The sequence below is a fragment of the Glaesserella sp. genome (genome assembly GCF_041817755.1).
Classification (GTDB): domain Bacteria; phylum Pseudomonadota; class Gammaproteobacteria; order Enterobacterales; family Pasteurellaceae; genus Glaesserella.
This window is the reverse complement of record NZ_JBGYBX010000049.1, coordinates 1-16,644: the sequence shown is the minus strand read 5'-3', so window position 1 is coordinate 16,644 and position 16,644 is coordinate 1. Positions and strand designations below refer to the sequence as shown.

15 protein-coding genes and 1 pseudogene are annotated in these 16,644 nt (G+C 44.0%); 8 read left to right on the top strand and 8 right to left on the bottom strand.

Translation table 11 applies throughout. From position 1 onward, the window contains the following. Positions 1–73: 73 nt before the first annotated feature. Positions 74–562, bottom strand: a complete 489-nt coding sequence (sixA, locus tag ACEYKX_RS07225) for a phosphohistidine phosphatase SixA (RefSeq protein ID WP_373767738.1) — start codon at positions 560–562, stop codon at positions 74–76. A 125-nt stretch (positions 563–687) separates the two neighbouring features. Here sixA and pyk point away from each other — a divergent pair, with 125 nt between their 5' ends. The 3 genes from pyk (at position 688) to ACEYKX_RS07210 (ending at position 5,814) form a co-directional block, all read left to right on the top strand. Continuing rightward, positions 688–2,127, top strand: coding sequence for a pyruvate kinase (pyk, locus tag ACEYKX_RS07220; protein ID WP_373767737.1), 1,440 nt, complete (start codon positions 688–690; stop codon positions 2,125–2,127). Positions 2,128–2,210: 83 nt separating this feature from the next. Then, a complete protein-coding gene (gene recD / locus ACEYKX_RS07215) occupies positions 2,211–4,175 on the top strand; it encodes an exodeoxyribonuclease V subunit alpha (protein ID WP_373767736.1) in 1,965 nt (654 codons plus the stop codon). A gap of 82 nt (positions 4,176–4,257) precedes the next feature. Continuing rightward, positions 4,258–5,814 (top strand): SulP family inorganic anion transporter, encoded by a 1,557-nt coding sequence (locus tag ACEYKX_RS07210; RefSeq protein ID WP_373767735.1) that lies wholly within the window; start codon positions 4,258–4,260, stop codon positions 5,812–5,814. A 38-nt stretch (positions 5,815–5,852) separates the two neighbouring features. On the opposite strand, the gene ACEYKX_RS07205 is transcribed toward ACEYKX_RS07210, so the two are convergent. The 3 genes from ACEYKX_RS07205 to yjjG are packed head-to-tail and all read right to left on the bottom strand — an operon-like array spanning position 5,853 to position 8,186. Then, positions 5,853–6,494 (bottom strand): hypothetical protein, encoded by a 642-nt coding sequence (locus ACEYKX_RS07205; RefSeq protein ID WP_373767734.1) that lies wholly within the window; start codon positions 6,492–6,494, stop codon positions 5,853–5,855. Further along, positions 6,494–7,477 (bottom strand): HTH-type transcriptional regulator CysB, encoded by a 984-nt coding sequence (gene cysB, locus ACEYKX_RS07200; RefSeq protein WP_373767733.1) that lies wholly within the window; start codon positions 7,475–7,477, stop codon positions 6,494–6,496. The genes ACEYKX_RS07205 and cysB overlap by 1 nt, the downstream gene beginning before the upstream one ends. A gap of 28 nt (positions 7,478–7,505) precedes the next feature. Further along, positions 7,506–8,186, bottom strand: coding sequence for a pyrimidine 5'-nucleotidase (gene yjjG / locus ACEYKX_RS07195; RefSeq protein WP_373767732.1), 681 nt, complete (start codon positions 8,184–8,186; stop codon positions 7,506–7,508). A 245-nt stretch (positions 8,187–8,431) separates the two neighbouring features. Here yjjG and ACEYKX_RS07190 point away from each other — a divergent pair, with 245 nt between their 5' ends. Both ACEYKX_RS07190 and ACEYKX_RS07185 read left to right on the top strand, forming a co-directional pair. Next, entirely contained in the window at positions 8,432–9,481 is a 1,050-nt protein-coding gene (locus ACEYKX_RS07190; RefSeq protein WP_373767731.1) for a hypothetical protein, read from the top strand. 184 nt (positions 9,482–9,665) lie between these two features. Next, entirely contained in the window at positions 9,666–10,925 is a 1,260-nt protein-coding gene (locus tag ACEYKX_RS07185; RefSeq protein ID WP_373767730.1) for a hypothetical protein, read from the top strand. Positions 10,926–10,970: 45 nt separating this feature from the next. Here the strand turns inward: ACEYKX_RS07185 and ACEYKX_RS07180 are convergent, their stop codons facing one another. Further along, the gene (locus ACEYKX_RS07180) at positions 10,971–11,864 is read right to left on the bottom strand and encodes a transcriptional regulator GcvA (RefSeq protein ID WP_373767729.1); all 894 of its coding nucleotides are present in this window, start codon (positions 11,862–11,864) and stop codon (positions 10,971–10,973) included. Positions 11,865–12,301: 437 nt separating this feature from the next. Between ACEYKX_RS07180 and ACEYKX_RS07175 the strand changes: the two are divergent. The 3 genes and pseudogenes from ACEYKX_RS07175 to ACEYKX_RS07165 form a co-directional block, all read left to right on the top strand. Continuing rightward, positions 12,302–13,324 (top strand): annotated as a pseudogene (locus ACEYKX_RS07175) (branched-chain amino acid aminotransferase); the annotation flags it as partial. 81 nt (positions 13,325–13,405) lie between these two features. After that, positions 13,406–13,750, top strand: a complete 345-nt coding sequence (locus ACEYKX_RS07170) for a RidA family protein (protein ID WP_373767914.1) — start codon at positions 13,406–13,408, stop codon at positions 13,748–13,750. Between the two features lie 52 nt (positions 13,751–13,802). After that, positions 13,803–14,450 carry a hydrolase gene (locus tag ACEYKX_RS07165; RefSeq protein ID WP_373767728.1) on the top strand — a complete coding sequence of 216 codons (648 nt, stop codon included), beginning with the start codon at positions 13,803–13,805 and terminating at the stop codon, positions 14,448–14,450. Between the two features lie 31 nt (positions 14,451–14,481). Here the strand turns inward: ACEYKX_RS07165 and ruvC are convergent, their stop codons facing one another. From ruvC to ACEYKX_RS07150, 3 genes are all read right to left on the bottom strand, one after another. Then, entirely contained in the window at positions 14,482–15,057 is a 576-nt protein-coding gene (gene ruvC, locus ACEYKX_RS07160; protein ID WP_373767727.1) for a crossover junction endodeoxyribonuclease RuvC, read from the bottom strand. 73 nt (positions 15,058–15,130) lie between these two features. Then, positions 15,131–15,652 carry a Holliday junction resolvase gene (locus ACEYKX_RS07155; RefSeq protein ID WP_373767726.1) on the bottom strand — a complete coding sequence of 174 codons (522 nt, stop codon included), beginning with the start codon at positions 15,650–15,652 and terminating at the stop codon, positions 15,131–15,133. 113 nt (positions 15,653–15,765) lie between these two features. After that, the gene (locus ACEYKX_RS07150) at positions 15,766–16,506 is read right to left on the bottom strand and encodes a YebC/PmpR family DNA-binding transcriptional regulator (RefSeq protein WP_373767725.1); all 741 of its coding nucleotides are present in this window, start codon (positions 16,504–16,506) and stop codon (positions 15,766–15,768) included. Positions 16,507–16,644 lie beyond the last annotated feature (138 nt).

Sequence of the window (16,644 nt, the reverse complement as noted above, 5' to 3'; positions counted from 1 at the left end):
ACTCAAGTACACTTCGGACTGTGTTCTCACACTTCCCCTCCCCCAACGGCGAAAAATTCCTATTATTAAACGCTTACGGCATGGAGACATCCGTCAGTTCGGCATATTTCGTTTCCCACGCCATTTCCGCAATCACCGCCGGATAAAAGTGCACCCGTTCCCGATAATTCGTCAGCTCCTGAACCAAATCGAATACCAACGGCAAATGCGAAATAATCAGAACGTTCCTCGCCCCTTCATCCCGTAAAAAATGCAAATAATTTAAGACATTATCCAAATCACCGGTCGGCGTAATGCCATCCCACGTTTCACTAATATTTGCAAAACTTTGCACAGATCCGACCGCTTGCATTCCCTTAAACAGGTAGTCCGCCGTTTGTTGGGTACGTAAATAAGGGCTGATTAATATTTTATCCAAACTAATTCCCTGATTTATAAATCGTTCCTCCAACCACTCTCCTTGCTTAAACGCCATCGCTTTTCCGAAGTCGGTTAATGTTCTTTCATTGTCAGTTTTTGCATTAAACCCCGCTTCCCCATGACGCATTATCCAAATATTCATCCTCTACCTCATATCAGTTGTTTAAACTCATCAAAATTGGGCGTATAATGCACGCCGTTTTTTGTAGTTGCAAGCAACACAATCAAAGATTTCTATTTTCATAATCAATTTGGAGTAAATTAATAATGTCTCGTAAACTCAGAAGAACCAAGATTGTTTGTACAATGGGTCCTGCAACAGACCGTGGCAATACGCTTGAAAAAGTCATCGCCGCCGGTGCAAACATGGTTCGTATGAACTTCTCTCACGGTGTACCTGAAGATCATATCGGTCGTGCGGAAAAAGTCCGCGAAATTGCCAAACGTTTAGGCAAAACCGTTGCCATCTTAGGTGACTTACAAGGTCCGAAAATCCGTGTGTCTACGTTTAAAGACGGCAAAATTTTCTTAAATATCGGTGATAAGTTTACCTTAGACGCCAACCTTCCGAAAGGTGAAGGTACACAAGAATCCGTAGGGCTTGACTATAAAAACCTACCAAACGATGTCGTACCGGGCGATATTTTATTATTAGACGACGGTAACGTGCAATTAAAAGTCCTTTCGATTGACGGCGCGAAAGTCTTCACCGAAGTCACTGTCGGCGGCCCGTTATCCAACAACAAAGGAATCAATAAATTAGGCGGCGGCTTGTCTGCACCGGCATTAACCGACAAAGATAAAGAAGATATCAAACTTGCGGCAAAAATCGGCGTAGATTACTTAGCGGTTTCCTTCCCGCAATCCAGCGCCGACTTAAACTACGCACGCCAATTGGCGAAAGAAGCGGGTTTAGAAACCAAAATCGTGGCAAAAGTAGAACGTGCCGAAACCGTTGCGACCGAAGAAGCGATGAACGACATTATCTTAGGTGCAGACGTTATCATGGTTGCCCGTGGTGACTTAGGTGTTGAAATCGGTGATGCTGCGTTAGTCGGCGTTCAGAAAAAATTAATTCGTCGTTCACGTAAATTGAACCGTGTTGTAATTACTGCAACACAAATGATGGAATCCATGATCAAAAAACCAATGCCGACCCGTGCGGAAGTCATGGACGTTGCGAACGCAGTGCTAGACGGTACTGATGCGGTCATGCTTTCAGGCGAAACGGCAAACGGGGATTACCCGGTTGAGACAGTGAAATCTATGGCGGAAGTCTGCTTAGGGGCGGAAACCATGCCGAGCATCAACGTGTCACGCCATCGTATGGAAGGCAAATTCGAAACCATTGATGAAGCGGTCGCCATGTCGGCAATGTATACCGCAAACCACTTAGAAGGCGTGGCGGCGATTGTTGCCTTAACCAACTCAGGCGAAACGGCAAAATTAATGAGCCGTATCAGCTCGGGGTTACCGATTTATGCTCTCTCCCGTAACGAACGTGCACTAAACCGCTGCGCATTATACCGCGGCGTGACACCGGTTTATTACGATCAAGACAGCCGTACGATTGACGGTGCGAAAACCGCGATCGCGTTATTAAAAGAACAAGGCTATTTGATGACCGGTGATCTCGTTCTGTTAACTCACGGTAGCGAATTAAGAGAAGGCGGTACCAATACTTGCCGTATTTTAAGTGTTGAATAAGCTTAAATGATATAAAAAAATCCACGCCTTTGCGTGGATTTTTCTCTTTCTGTTACTGCGCTCCGATATGCCTGATTTTCGTTATGCTACAACTCCTGCACAATCTCAAAAACGCAAATTTGATTTCAGAACTGAATTATCAGTTTGCCCGATTCATTGACAACAAACAGCAACCTTACGGCTATACCCGTCAACAACGAAACTTAGCCGTTCTCTTAAGTGCGCTGGTCTCTTATTACTCTATGCAGGGAAACAGCTGCGTACGTTTAGACACGCTCAATATCGATGAGCTTTTCCGCTTAAATGCCCCTGCCTCCGATCGACATTTCTCGGCGGAAATATTGCAAAAAATTGACGGAATCACACCGCTTGCATGGCAAGAGGCGTTGCAAAATCATATTGCTTTCAGCGACTCACCCGATCGAGTAGCCCCTTTGCTGTTTCAACATAACCGCCTCTATTTCTATCGCTATTGGCAAGCGGAAAACCGTCTTGCCCGCTATTTGATACAAGCGGTCGGTTCCGAGTCAAAAAATACAAATATTGAATTGAATCGTCGTATCTTATCCACATTATTTCAACCTCAACCGCAAACCGATTGGCAACAGGTTGCCGTGGCGACCGCATTGAAAAAACGTTTCTGCTTAATTTCGGGCGGACCGGGTACCGGAAAAACCCGCACCGTAGCCATGTTGCTGGCAGCCTTGCAATTGAAACAGTCGGAACAGGAGCGCCCGCCGCTCAATATCGCCCTTGCCGCACCGACGGGAAAAGCCGCCGCCCGTTTAAAAGAATCCATTTCGGCAAGCCTGCTCAGCCTTGATTTACCGGAGACATTAAAGCAGGTCGTGCCGACAAACGCCTCAACGATTCACCGCTTAATCGGCATGCATGCACACAGCGACACACCCCGTCATCATGCCAAAAACCCACTACATTTGGATGTGTTGGTTGTCGATGAGGCATCCATGATCGACTTATTCGTGATGGATAAATTATTGGCGGCACTGAAACCTGCTACCCGCCTGATTTTATTGGGCGATAAAGATCAGCTTGCCTCCGTTGAAGCGGGTAACATGATGGGTGAATTGGGCGAGCTCATTACATTGGGATACCGTGCCGAACACTGCACCTATTTGACGGAAACCACCGGTTATCCGATTTATCCGACTGCTCCGAACGTATCGGCGATATGCGATTCTTTGTGCCATTTACGTCACAGTTATCGTTTTAGTGATCAATCCGGTATCGGGCGCTTAGCGGCGGAAATTAATGCCAGACAAGCGGTCGGATCTTGGCAGATTTTTGCAAATACCGATTTTCACGATCTGCAACGGATTACTTATCCGTCTACGGCGGAATTTGCCGAAAAACGCCAATGGGTTCAACACTGCGTCAATTTGGTGGTTCAGCAAGCCGTCGAACATTATCGGCACTATTTAACATTGGTAAAACAACGGGAAAAATCGCCGCAACACGTGTCGGTTTCAGCGATATTTGCCGCCTTTCAGCAAGTGCGTTTTCTGTCGGCTTTACGCGTCAGTGAATTGGGCGTTGAACAGCTAAATCAATCGATTGCCGAAGCCTTACAGCGAGCGCGTTTGATTCATTTTAAACAGAGTCGGGAGAGTTATATCGGTAAACCCATCCTGATCACGGAAAACGCACCGCAAAATCACGTATTCAGCGGTGATATCGGACTAATGCTACCGGATGAAAACGGGCAACTACGTGTTTATTTTGAGCAACAGCAAGACAACGAGCACCGTCATCTCTCACCGAGCCGTGTCCCGAGTTATGAACCGGCTTATGTGATGACCGTACATAAATCGCAAGGGTCGGAATTTCAACACACGCTGATGGTCATGCCGCTGACCACATCCCCGGTATTGACCAAAGAGTTACTCTATACCGCCGTGACCCGTGCAAAACAGAAGTTCACCTTATTCGGCGATGAACAAACCTGGAAACATGCCGTAAAAACAAGCATCCAACGTCAAAGCGGGTTACGGGAACAATTACGGCAGGCGGAAAATATCCTTGAATGAAAAAAGCATGATTTAAACCAAATTTTTCCGTCTCGAAACGGGCTAAAATAGCTTCTCTTATTTATTTTTAATGAGCGTAATTATGAACAGTATACAAAGCAAGGGACAATTGCTGAAACAAAACTTTTCTTCCGGATTGGTGGTCTTTCTCGTCGCGTTACCGCTTTGCCTCGGTATTGCTTTAGCCTCCGGCGCACCGCCGCTCTCCGGTATTCTGTCCGGTATTGTCGGCGGCTTGGTTATCGGTTTTCTCAGTACATCTCATATCAGCGTATCCGGTCCCGCCGCCGGATTAACTGCAATTATTTTAAGTGCCGTTACCCAACTCGGCTCTTTTGAGCTTTTCCTGTGTGCAGGGTTGATTGCCGGATTGATTCAATTAATTTTGGGCTTTTTACGTGCAGGCAGTATCACAAATTATATTCCGGTTTCCGTTATTGAAGGGATGCTTGCCGGGATCGGGGTCATCATTATTTTCAAAGAGCTCCCTTATGCCTTCGGTAGCAGTTTGTCATTACAGGAGACCTTAAGTTCGTTGGATAACATCCATTTCGGATCGCTTATTGTCGCTATTATTTCCTTGGCGATTATTATCAGTTGGGACAGCGTTCCCCGTTTGAAAAAAATGAAATTACTCCCGTCTGCACTCATTGCCGTCGCCGTCGGGATTGTGTTAAATAATATTTTTATCTTCTTTAACAGCTCGCTTGCTATTCCGAACAGCCAACTTGTACAGCTGCCCGTACCGCATTCGTTGGAAGAGGCGGAAGGGCTAATCCGTTTTCCGGACTTCAGCGGCTTTACCAATAGTATTGTATGGGTAACGGGCTTGACTATTGCCGTCGTCGCTTCCATTGAAACGTTACTGTCGATTGAAGCGGCAGATCGTCTTGATGTGCGTCGGCGGATTACCGATACCAACCATGAATTAAGAGCACAAGGCATTGGCAATATGATTGCAGCCTCTATCGGCGGTTTACCGATGACCTCGGTGATCGTGCGTTCCTCTGCCAATGCCAATGCCGGGGCAACCAGCAAACTGTCGGCAATTATTCACGGTTTGTTATTATTGGTTTGCGTCCTTTCCATTCCGACATTATTAAACCAAATTCCACTCGCCAGTTTGGCTGCCGTACTAGTGTTGGTCGGTTACAAATTGACTCAACCTAAAACCTATATCCATTTTTGGCATAAAGGGATTTACCAATTCATTCCGTTCGTTGCCACGATGATTGCCGTCGTATTTTTTGATTTGCTCAAGGGGGTTGGACTCGGTTTGGTGATCAGCATCCTGTTTATTCTGCACGGCAACATGAAACGCGCTTACTATCTCAGCCGTGAAGAGTTGGCTGAAGCGGATGAAATCGTTTTAGAACTAGGCGAAGAAGTTTCCTTCTTAAACAAAGCGGCAATTAAGAAAACCTTAAAAAACATTCAACCGAATTCTAAAATTACGATTAATGCCGAAAGAGCGCTTTACATTGCCAGTGACGTTCTTGAGTTATTAGAAGATTTCACTAATGTTTACGCTCAAGAAAATAACATTCAGGTCAAATTAAGGGGATTTAAATACGATTATGAACACCAAGAAGGGGTTGAGCATACTCATGTTCGGGTAGAACACCGTAGTCGGATTTAGACAAAAAAACCACAGCCTTTGCTGTGGTTTTTTTGAGCTCATTTCACAAAACTGTCGAATGTCAGCTCGTAATTATCACCGTCACGGCTATACGAGATGTAGCGTGGAAATTGTTCGCCGACAAATTTTTTCACCGTGATATATTTATCACCGGTTTTAAATTTGTAAGTAATTTCTTCATAAGTCGTTCCTTTCACCTTGACGTTTTTTTGACTTTTATTTAACACCACGTTTTCCGCCGGATACAACTTTTTACCGTTAGTTGTTTGGAAACTGTCCGGTAATTTATCGTAATAACTGAGCTGAAACGCTAAGGTGAACAAGTCAAATGTCGGCAACGTTAACGGCTGTTTTTTCAAGGGGTCTTTGACTTTTCCGTATTGAATGGTACTGGAATCCAATTCCGCTATCGCATAGCTTTTATCATTACGAATATCCTTATAACTCAATAAGTGAAATTGGTTATTCCGTTCATAGCCTTTTGACGTAAACACAATGTTATACAGCGGTACGTTGATTTTAGATACAATCGAATATTGTTTGCCGTCATTTTTGAAATGCACGTATGCCGGCATTAAATAATTCGAACTGTATTTGATATTAAAATCCGCAGCCATGGCGCCGGTTATTCCTGCCCATGAAACACTTGCGACTAATGCTAATTTTGCTAACAATTTCATTATTTTTCCTCTAATTTCGTGTTTTCAAACAAACGTAAAATGGCGTTGTTATCCCGTATCTGCTCTGCTTTTTCAACCTGCATTTTGGTTAAATGCGGAGAAAAATAGTGAATAAAATCATACATATAATTACGTAAGAACATACCACGTTTAAACGCAATTTGCGTCATACTCGATTGGAATAAATGGCTCGCATCGATTGCCACTAAATCTTTATCTTCTTTGGTATGCGCCATGGTTGCCATAATACCGACCCCCAATCCTAAACGCACGTAGGTTTTAATCACATCCGCATCCGTCGCCGTAAAGACGATATTCGGCAAAATGCCCACTCGATTAAATGCGTGATCTAAATCGGAACGTCCGGTAAACCCAAAGGTATACGTAATTAAATCATATTGCCCGAGTTCTTCGACAGTTAAACGGCGGTTTTGTTTCGCTAATGCCGCCAGCGGATGATCCGGTTTCACAATGACCGAGCGGTTCCACATATAGCACGGCAACAGTACGGCACTTTCAAAGAGATACTGCGCTTCAGTCGTAATCGCCAAATCCACTTCGCCTGCCATTAACGCATCATAAATTTGATTCGGAGAGCCTTGATGAAGATGTAAACTTACCTCCGGATACTTGGCTTTAAATTTATTAATCACCTCCGGCAGCATATAACGCGCTTGAGTATTGGTCGTTGCGATACGTAATACCCCTTTATTCGGTCGGGTTTGCTCCTCTGCAACCGATTTAATGCTCTGTGCTTTAACCAACAATTCTCGGGCAATCGAAATGATTTTTTCTCCTGCCGGCGTCAACCCTTTAATGTGCTTACCGTTCCGTTCAAAAATATTTACCCCCAACTCGCTTTCTAACAAACGGACTTGCTTACTGATGCCCGGTTGGGAAGTATAGAGACTTTCCGCCGCTTCCGTAATATTCAAATTTTGATTAACGATTTCAACGATATAACGCAATTGTTGTAATTTCATAGCGACTCCACTTTTTGCAAATTTCGGGTTAAATCTTACCGCTTGCAATATCAACAAGCTGTAAAATGTCATGAATTTCATAGGTCGGACGAATAGCCGTTTCATTACGTTGACGGTGCGGATTGAACCAACAGGTATCGACGCCCGCCTGATTACCGCCCAAGACGTCCGAAGCCAATGTATCACCGACCATCAATACTTTTGATTTGTCAAATTCGCCCATTCGGGCAAAGGCATAGTCAAAAATTTTCGCAGCCGGTTTCGCCTCGCCGACATGTTCGGACGTGACCACAATGTCGAAAAAACGCTCGGTTTTCGTATTGACCAAACGTTTTTGTTGCAGTGCATTAAACCCATTGGTGATAATCCCCATCTTTACCTTACCGTACAGGTGATTTAACATCGATTCGACACCGATAAGCGGTAAACTGACCAATGCCATTTCTTCCATTAATTGATGGTTTAATACATTCGCACACTGCCCCGTTTGTGCCGATAACTTGGCAAAACGGGTAAATTTTAATTCTTCCGCACTGATTTCTTTATTTTGATAGGCAACCCACAACGGCTTATTCACCGCTTGGAACTCCTCATAATCCTGTTCCGTAAAGTGAATACCGTAACGTTTTAACATCGAACTCAACCCTAAATAAGAATTGAACGAATATAGCGTTTCATCGGCATCAAAAAGCATCCATTGGTATTTCATTATTTTCCTCATCACAATACGTAGCAATATTGCAAAATATTTCAATATTCCGACCGCTTGTATTATTCCATTTTAGCTGATTTTTTCACTTTTTTATTCTTTTTGATATAAAAAATAGTCAGTCATCTCGTTTTTATGTAAATTTTCTCATGTTTTTCGTGAGAAAGTCTAAAATACCCTTTTAAATTTTATGGCTTATGCCTTTCTTTTTTTATTTGTTGTGTGTTTTTTTAAGGAGTATTGAAATGAAGATTTCAACCAAATTCAGTATGAGCATAGTAGCGACATTTGTATTAAGTGCCTGTGGCGGCGGAAGCGGTTCCTCACCGACAGCCCAACCAATTTCACAGAAAGTACCGACCGAATCGGTTTCCCCTGTGCCCGCCCCTCAAAGCCCGCAGGCAACGGAATCTCCGCAGCCTGCGTTACCGAGTACGCCGGAGATCTCTTCGACGCCCAACGAAAAAGAGGTAATCCCGACACCGCCTCACACCGACGAAGTTATCCCAACGCCACCGAAGGACGAAAAGCACCCCGAGATTGCGGAAGACAATGCCAAACACTATACCGTCTTCGGCAATATCGTCTTTAATCAACAAGTACCAAGTGTGACGGTCAATGAATTTACCACGGTTGAAGATGCCTTTGACAAAACCAGAGGGAAACCCATTATTCAACGTAAAACCGCAAAAGAAATTCCGCTCAGCAGTATTACACTGACAGGTGTCGGAACGGAGGGGAAATCCGATTATCAGATTCATTTGCTGACGGATAATGTATTCTATGGCTATTACGCCAATGCACAGCGTGATTTCACCGTTGAAGCCGGCGATCGCTTTAACGAATACTTTGCCGTCATCGACGACAGTCGGATAACGAAGTCCGTTCCGCTCGACTTAACCGCTACCTATCGAAAAGAAAACGGATTCCTTTACGGTTCCAATTACCACGTACAAGACTTTGCCGCACGCATTACCAAAAGAGGCAATGTCGATATTCGCTTCGAAAACGGCAAAGCGACCGGCAGTATCGTTGACTTGGATTTCGGTGAAAATGAAACTGTCTTTGAAATTAGTGGCGATACCAAACAGCTGATTCTCGAACCGACCGAAAGCAATGCCATTATCCAGGCTCACTTGCATCATAATCAGCAGAAATTCCAAAAAGGCTTTGAAAAGGCTGCAATGGATATCACCTTTATCGATTCTGCTACGGGAGCCGACGATCAAAAGTATCTGATCGGTACCGCACGTAGCGATATGTGGTCCGGCGTGCTAGCGGCTGAAAAGCAGTAGTGTATTGAAGCGATTTTGGAAGAAAAGTTCATCCGAAGTCGCTTTAATAATGTACAAATAACGAAACAAACACTGCCATAATGTAAATTTGTTCATTGATTTAAACTTCTTATTGTAAAATATACATTGTTATACATTTTGTAAACAAATCACTCACGCCATACACATTTATAGGAGAACAACAATGCGAATGCCTACAAAATTGAGCTTAACTTTACTTTCAGCCGTTTTTCTAACCGCTTGCGGTGGTGGCGATGCACCGGCATCTACACCGGTTAATTCAAGCCAGGTTACAGAATCACCGAAAACCGAAGATAATTCAACCACACCCAAAGAAGACAATACGTCTAAAGCCGGTGAAAACAACACTCAGAACCAATCGGAAGACACCGCCAAAGAAGAAGATAATACGCCTAAACCAAGCGAAGATAAGCCTCAAAGTCAACCCGAGTCGGAAAAAGCCTCTACCTCTGAAGAACAAAACAACACGTCAGACTTAAGCGAAAACAAAGCCCTTAAGGAAGAGAACAACACACCTAAACCAAGTGAAGATAAGCCTCAAAGCCAGTCCGAGTCGGAAAAAAACGCCACCGCTAAAGAAGAAAACAACACGCCTAAACCGAGCGAAAATGAACCTCAACCAACGTCAAATCCGGTAGAAACCGCTCCACCATTAACTGAAGATACAACACCGAAAAAGCCCGATGAGATTGTGACGAATGTGATTGATCAAACGGATTCCTTCCCGCCTGATTTTGACGATTATTATCTGATCGACGGACCGGCACCTTCCGAGCCCATCCGCATTAAATCACATGAAGAAATTTTTGGTAAGTTTACCGAAACCTTTAGGGCGGATAGTAGTGCATCATCATACTTGGTGAATATTCAACTCGACGGAAAAGAAATACAGCTGATACCGGCTAATAGTAACGTTAAGATAAACGATCACATGATTCATACCTTGGTAGATCAAAGAGGACAATTACTCGGCCATTACGGTTATGCCGTAGTCCATGATCGGAAAGAGGCTAAAGATTATCACGTATTGCCGTATGAAATGGATCCAAATGAGAAAGGGCGGCCATCCGCGGATATGCAGTATGCCGGGCAAATGCACTATTTCTATTTAACCACTCCGACGGAAGCGCTGACTGCCGATGTTTCAGGCATCTATAGCAACACAAACAAAACACTGTCCCTACAGATTTCTGCCGATGGCAAAGAGAGAGGAAAACATTGGGAGCTTGCCCCGACCGCGGTCGGTTGGGACGGTAAAGTCTTCGGTAAACTATTTAACGGTAAGGTTCCTGCCGGTGAATTTGACGGCGGATTATACGGAAGAAACGGCGAAGTCCTCACAGGAAAAACCAAATTTGAAAATGAAAATAACAAAGAAGAAGAGTGGAAAGGAGTTATAGGCGCCAAAGCGCTAGAAAAATAATCTAAAAAAACGGCGTTTAAAAGATATTTAAACGCCGTTTTCATATTATACGGAACGAATTTCTTTAATAATCCAATCCACAAAATGCCGCACTTTTTCCACTTCTGCCATTTGAGGCGGGAAGACGACATAAAATGCTTTTTCGTCATTTAATCCCGTCGGGAAGGGTTCAATTAAATTACCTTGTTCCAGTTCATGCTGTGCTAACGTTTTATTGGCAATGGCAATGCCTTGATGATGCATCGCCGCCTGCAATGCCATAAACGTATGGCTAAACATGACCCCGCCTTCCTCAACATTAATTGCGTCACTTAAGCCGAAATGTTCAATCGTTCTGCTCCATTTATTACGGCTAAACACATGTAACAACGTTTTTCCGATTAGATCCTCCGAACTATTGAGCGGGTTTATTTCCAAAAAGCGCGGGGAAGCCAACACTACTAACGGCGCGTCAACCAACCGAATGAACTCTACGTTTTCCCACTTGCCGGAACCATAATAAATGGCAACATCGATTTCTTTACCCAGCTGCCCTTCATCTTGATCAACACCTTTAATCCGCACTTCAATATCCGGAAACTTTTCATGGAAATCATTTAAACGCGGCACAAGCCAATGCATACCAAAGGTTTGCGGTACGCTGATCGTTAGAATTTGACGGCTGTTTTTCGCTCGAATTTTATCCGTTGCTTTAACAATTTGCGCTAAAAGCGGGTGAATGTCGTCAAAATACTGCAAACCCAGTTCCGTTAATTCCAAAAGACGATTACGCCGGTGGAATAACTGAATGCCTAAAAAATCTTCAAGCAATTTAATTTGGTGACTGACTGCCGCTTGAGTCACAAATAGTTCATCCGCCGCTTTTGTAAAATTTAAGTGGCGAGCGGCTGATTCAAACGCTTTCAGCGCATTTAGCGGGGGAAGTTTCTTGTTATTCATCTTATTTTACAATGAGTTATAAAGCGCAAAATGTAATTTAATTACTTTTTTTTATAAATAAAATAAAAAAATCTCGTTTGCTTAACTGGTCTAACATCTTTAAAATTTTCGCATACTTAGATGGATAGTAATAGTGTCTAACGCTATTTTGAATTTTAAGTATGATGTTGTGTTTGCATATTGGTCTAGGAAACTAGGCTGGAGTAACGAAAGTTACTCGTTTCACTTCCTGTATATTTTGAACCATCTTGGTTTAATTGCCGCCCGATTTGGGCGGTTTTTTTATTTCTAAAATTCACACTATTCTAACAGAATCTGAAAATCCTGCCTACCAAAAGCCTGCTTTTTCTAAAAAATTATGATTTTTTCCGCCGAACACGCTCAATTTCCTTTAGAATAGAAGCACATCATCCCTTAAGCTTTATAAAAGGAACACAACAATGACAAAAAATATCGATTGGCAAAATCTTGGATTTTCCTACATAAAAACCGACTACCGCTTTATTGCCCGCTGGAAAAACGGTGCTTGGGATAACGGTGAATTAACGACAGACAACACCCTTCATATTAACGAAGGTTCCACCGCACTCCATTATGGTCAGCAATGTTTTGAGGGGCTAAAAGCTTACCGCTGTAAAGACGGTTCCATTAATTTATTCCGCCCGGATCAAAATGCACAGCGCATGCAAACGACTTGTTCCCGTCTATTAATGCCACAAGTACCGACCGAATTGTTTATCCGCGCCTGTAAAGAGGTGGTTAAAGCGAATGAAGAATGGCTTGCCCCTTACGGTACGGGCGCAACACTTTATTTACGTCCGTTTGTCATTGGCGTAGGTGAAAATATCGGAGTCCGCCCTGCACCCGAATATATTTTCTCCGTCTTCTGCGTACCGGTGGGAGCTTACTTTAAAGGCGGTTTATCGCCGGCGAACTTTTTAGTCTCAGAATACGATCGTGCCGCACCAAACGGCACCGGCGGCGTGAAGGTCGGCGGAAACTATGCGGCAAGCTTGCTACCTCATGAATTAGCCGTTGAGCGTAAATTCGCCGACGCCATTTATCTTGATCCGAAAACCCACAGTAAAATTGAGGAAGTGGGGGCAGCAAACTTCTTCGGTATTACCAAAGACAATAAATTCATTACCCCGGCATCTCCTTCTATTCTACCGAGTATCACCAAGTATTCATTGCTCCATTTGGCGAAAGAGCGCTTAGGGATGGAAGCGATTGAAGGTGATGTTTATATTGACCAACTTGCTCAATTTGCCGAAGCGGGAGCATGCGGAACGGCCGCGGTGATTACCCCAATCGGCGGAATTCAGAACGGCGACGACTTCCACGTTTTCTATTCGGAAACGGAAGTCGGTCCGATCACCAAACGCTTATATAACGAATTGATCGGCATCCAGTTCGGTGATATTGAAGCACCGGCCGGATGGATTGTAAAAGTAGACTAAACGACCATACAAGCGGTCCGTTTTGCGGTGAAATTTGCAAAATTCCCGATATAACCGACCGCTTGTTAAGAGGAGAATATGATGATTCAACGCTTTCAAGTCGGTAAACGTCTGTCTGAAATGGCGGTTTACAACGGTATCGCTTACTTAGCCGGGCAAGTCCCCGAAGACGATTCACAAGATATGTACGGGCAAACCAAACAAGTGCTTGCCGAAATAGACAAATGGCTGGCGGAGGCGGGAACGGACAAAAGCCGAATTCTCATGGCACAAGTGTTCGTGGCGAATATGATCGAATTTGACGAAATGAATCGGGCTTGGGATGAATGGGTTGCCGTAGGTAATTCACCGCCACGGGCGGCAATTGAAGCCAAACTGGCTAACCCGAATTGGAAAGTGGAAATTGTCGTCACCGCAGCCATTTAACCTGTAACCAAGTTGGTAACGGGGCGTTGACGCCCCTGATTGAGGAGGATATATGTCTCTCACTTCCCCGAACGCCCACATTTTTTTTATTGGCGGAGCCGCTGACCAAGAACCTTATTACCTGATCGGTCCGCTCCGCCATATCAATCTTGCCCGCCAGAAATTTTTGCTGTCGCTACAAAAAGAATTCGGTTCTACCGAGCGGATTTTTATCCATACTTACGGCTATAACCGAATTTATCGACCGGAAGATATTGAAAAAAATGTCATCGCCAAACTCAAACCGACAGATTACATTTATCTCATCGGACACAGCTTGGGCGGTTGGAATGCGGCACATCTATCCCGCATACTGCGCGATAACGGCTTTCGGGTGAGAATATTAGTGACGTTAGATCCGGTCGGCGAAGGCACATTGGTTTGGCTCGGCTCCAATATTCATCGCCATCCGCAATCGGAACCCCACGCTGATTTTTGGATCAATATTCGTGCGGAAATCAAACGTCTGACGATTTCGGATGTCGTCGCCCGCGCAGGACAACAATGGACGATCAAACAAGGTCCCGACCTTAATGAGGTCATTTACACCGCCCATGCCAATGCGTTACATCTGTTTCGCCAGAAGCTTTCGACGGGATTATCTGCCATGGATTATATTTTGCAAAATTTAAAGCAAAACTTACCGCTTGTCAGCGCATAATATAAGAAGCCGATCAGCGTAACCCGTGCCTTTATTTCAATCTGAACCGCCCTCGGCTGTAGCGGGTTTTCATCAAGGCAAGAATCTGCTCTTTTTCACTCGATACTGCTTGGCTGCTCTGTTTTGCTACGGTTAACGAATGCTGAACGGAATGGGCGTGGGTAATCGCAATGGCTAAAGCATCCGCCGCATCGGCTTGCGGCTTGTCCGAAAGCTGTAAAATACGGGTTACCATCTCTTGTACTTGAACTTTATCCGCCGAGCCAATACCGACCACCGTTTGTTTCACTAAACGTGCCGCATATTCAAATACGGGCAAATCGTGATTCACCGCCGCAACAATCGCCGTTCCCCTTGCCTGCCCCAGTTTTAACGCCGAATCCGCATTTTTTGCCATAAACACCTGCTCAATCGCAAACATGTCAGGCTGAAATTGAGTAATGATTTCAGTAATACCCGCATAAATACGTTTTAAACGGGTCGGCAGATCCTCCACGGCAGTCCGAATAGCGCCGCTGCCAAGATATTCCAGCTGTCGCCCGGTTTGACGAATAACGCCATAGCCGGTGACACGAGAACCGGGGTCAATGCCTAAGATAATTGCCATTTTATGTCCAAAAAGAAAGTGGATTTGCCATTCACAAACCCACTTTATAGTCAATCTTAATCAGATAATCAAATTATTTTGCAACAGTACAGTTTTTAGCAAGAATCTGATTATTTGCGGTAAACATTACAGGTACGGTTGTTTCTGCTGTTTTAGCATTAAAGCCGGTATCTAAACTCCATACATTTGTACCTGAAATAAATTTCACACCGTCTTTATAGGTAGCATCTACTTTCAGATTTTTACCAACGACTTTTTTATTGATCGTTACAGTTGCCGTTGAAGCTTCACCGTTGTTAAAAGTATAAACTGCTGAAACAGGTTGGTTTGTTTTGCCGTTTACACTACAAGTATAAGCGATAGTTTTTGAACCTGTTACCATATCCTTTGCTGCTGTCGCACCATTAGATACGGCTGTTCCGACCGCTGAAGCACCATCAGCAACCGCTCCGCCAGCCGCTTTTGCGCCATCAACAACCACACTACCCGCATTACCCACAGCATTTGCTGTTGAAGATGCAACATCAGAAACCGTTGAACAAGCTGCAAGCACAGTAGCCGCTGCAAATGTTGGAAGTAATTTAATTAATTTCATTGTTTTTCCTTTTGTTGATTAAAAAAATCTACTCTTTAGAAAAGAAAAAAAACAGGAAAGTTCAAAAAAATAATCTCAAGCAAAATACTTGAGATTATTTTTTATTCATTTAACTAAAGCAATGCAGCAACCTCATCGCTGATTTCACCGTTGTGATAAACGTTTTGTACGTCATCGCAATCCTCAAGCATATCGATTAATTTTAACAATTTCGGTGCGGTTTCTGCATCTAAATCTACCGTTGTTGATGGGATCATCGTCACTTCTGCATTTTCAACGTTGAAACCGGCGGCTTCAATACCGTCACGAACCGTGCCTAAATCTTCCCATGCCGTATAGATCTCGAATGAACCGTCTTCTTGCGGTTGAATGTCATCGGCACCCGCTTCAATCGCTGCTTCAGTTAATGCGTCTTCATCCGCACTTGCGATTAAAATTAACCCTTTTTTGCTAAACAAATAGCCGACCGAGCCTTCAGTCCCTAAGTTACCACCACATTTAGTAAAACTTGGACGTACTTGTGAGATTGTGCGGTTTGCGTTATCACTTAAACATTCAACCATGACCGCTGTACCACCCGGACCGTAACCTTCATAAATTTTGGTTTCCATATTGGTATCGTCACCACCACCTACACCACGATCGATTGCACGGTTGATAGTGTCACGAGTCATATTGCTAGATAATGCTTTATCTACAGCAGCACGCAAGCGCGGATTTGAACTGACGTCACCACCGCCTAATTTTGCTGCAGTCACTAATTCACGAATTAATTTGGTAAAAATCTTACCGCGTTGTGCATCTTGTGCTGCTTTGCGGTGTTTAATGTTAGCCCACTTACTATGACCTGCCATTCTCTTGTTTCCTTCTTTATTATGTTTTGAAAAAATCCCCCTCTTTAGCAAAGAGGAGTTAGGGGAGATTTGGCAGAACTGCTTCTCGCTCATAAGAGAATTTGACATTGCTATCAAATCTCCCCCTACCCCTCTTTT

What these genes read in the sequence shown, in the direction of transcription:
- ACEYKX_RS07185 (WP_373767730.1), top strand. Translation starts at nt 9,666, where the DNA reads ATGCGAATGCCTACAAAATTGAGCTTAACTTTACTTTCAGCCGTTTTT.
- cysB (WP_373767733.1), bottom strand. Translation starts at nt 7,477, where the DNA reads ATGAAATTACAACAATTGCGTTATATCGTTGAAATCGTTAATCAAAAT.
- ACEYKX_RS07210 (WP_373767735.1), top strand. Translation starts at nt 4,258, where the DNA reads ATGAACAGTATACAAAGCAAGGGACAATTGCTGAAACAAAACTTTTCT.
- ruvC (WP_373767727.1), bottom strand. Translation starts at nt 15,057, where the DNA reads ATGGCAATTATCTTAGGCATTGACCCCGGTTCTCGTGTCACCGGCTAT.
- ACEYKX_RS07150 (WP_373767725.1), bottom strand. Translation starts at nt 16,506, where the DNA reads ATGGCAGGTCATAGTAAGTGGGCTAACATTAAACACCGCAAAGCAGCA.
- ACEYKX_RS07155 (WP_373767726.1), bottom strand. Translation starts at nt 15,652, where the DNA reads ATGAAATTAATTAAATTACTTCCAACATTTGCAGCGGCTACTGTGCTT.
- ACEYKX_RS07180 (WP_373767729.1), bottom strand. Translation starts at nt 11,864, where the DNA reads ATGAATAACAAGAAACTTCCCCCGCTAAATGCGCTGAAAGCGTTTGAA.
- ACEYKX_RS07165 (WP_373767728.1), top strand. Translation starts at nt 13,803, where the DNA reads ATGTCTCTCACTTCCCCGAACGCCCACATTTTTTTTATTGGCGGAGCC.
- ACEYKX_RS07170 (WP_373767914.1), top strand. Translation starts at nt 13,406, where the DNA reads ATGATTCAACGCTTTCAAGTCGGTAAACGTCTGTCTGAAATGGCGGTT.
- sixA (WP_373767738.1), bottom strand. Translation starts at nt 562, where the DNA reads ATGAATATTTGGATAATGCGTCATGGGGAAGCGGGGTTTAATGCAAAA.
- pyk (WP_373767737.1), top strand. Translation starts at nt 688, where the DNA reads ATGTCTCGTAAACTCAGAAGAACCAAGATTGTTTGTACAATGGGTCCT.
- yjjG (WP_373767732.1), bottom strand. Translation starts at nt 8,186, where the DNA reads ATGAAATACCAATGGATGCTTTTTGATGCCGATGAAACGCTATATTCG.
- ACEYKX_RS07205 (WP_373767734.1), bottom strand. Translation starts at nt 6,494, where the DNA reads ATGAAATTGTTAGCAAAATTAGCATTAGTCGCAAGTGTTTCATGGGCA.
- ACEYKX_RS07190 (WP_373767731.1), top strand. Translation starts at nt 8,432, where the DNA reads ATGAAGATTTCAACCAAATTCAGTATGAGCATAGTAGCGACATTTGTA.
- recD (WP_373767736.1), top strand. Translation starts at nt 2,211, where the DNA reads ATGCTACAACTCCTGCACAATCTCAAAAACGCAAATTTGATTTCAGAA.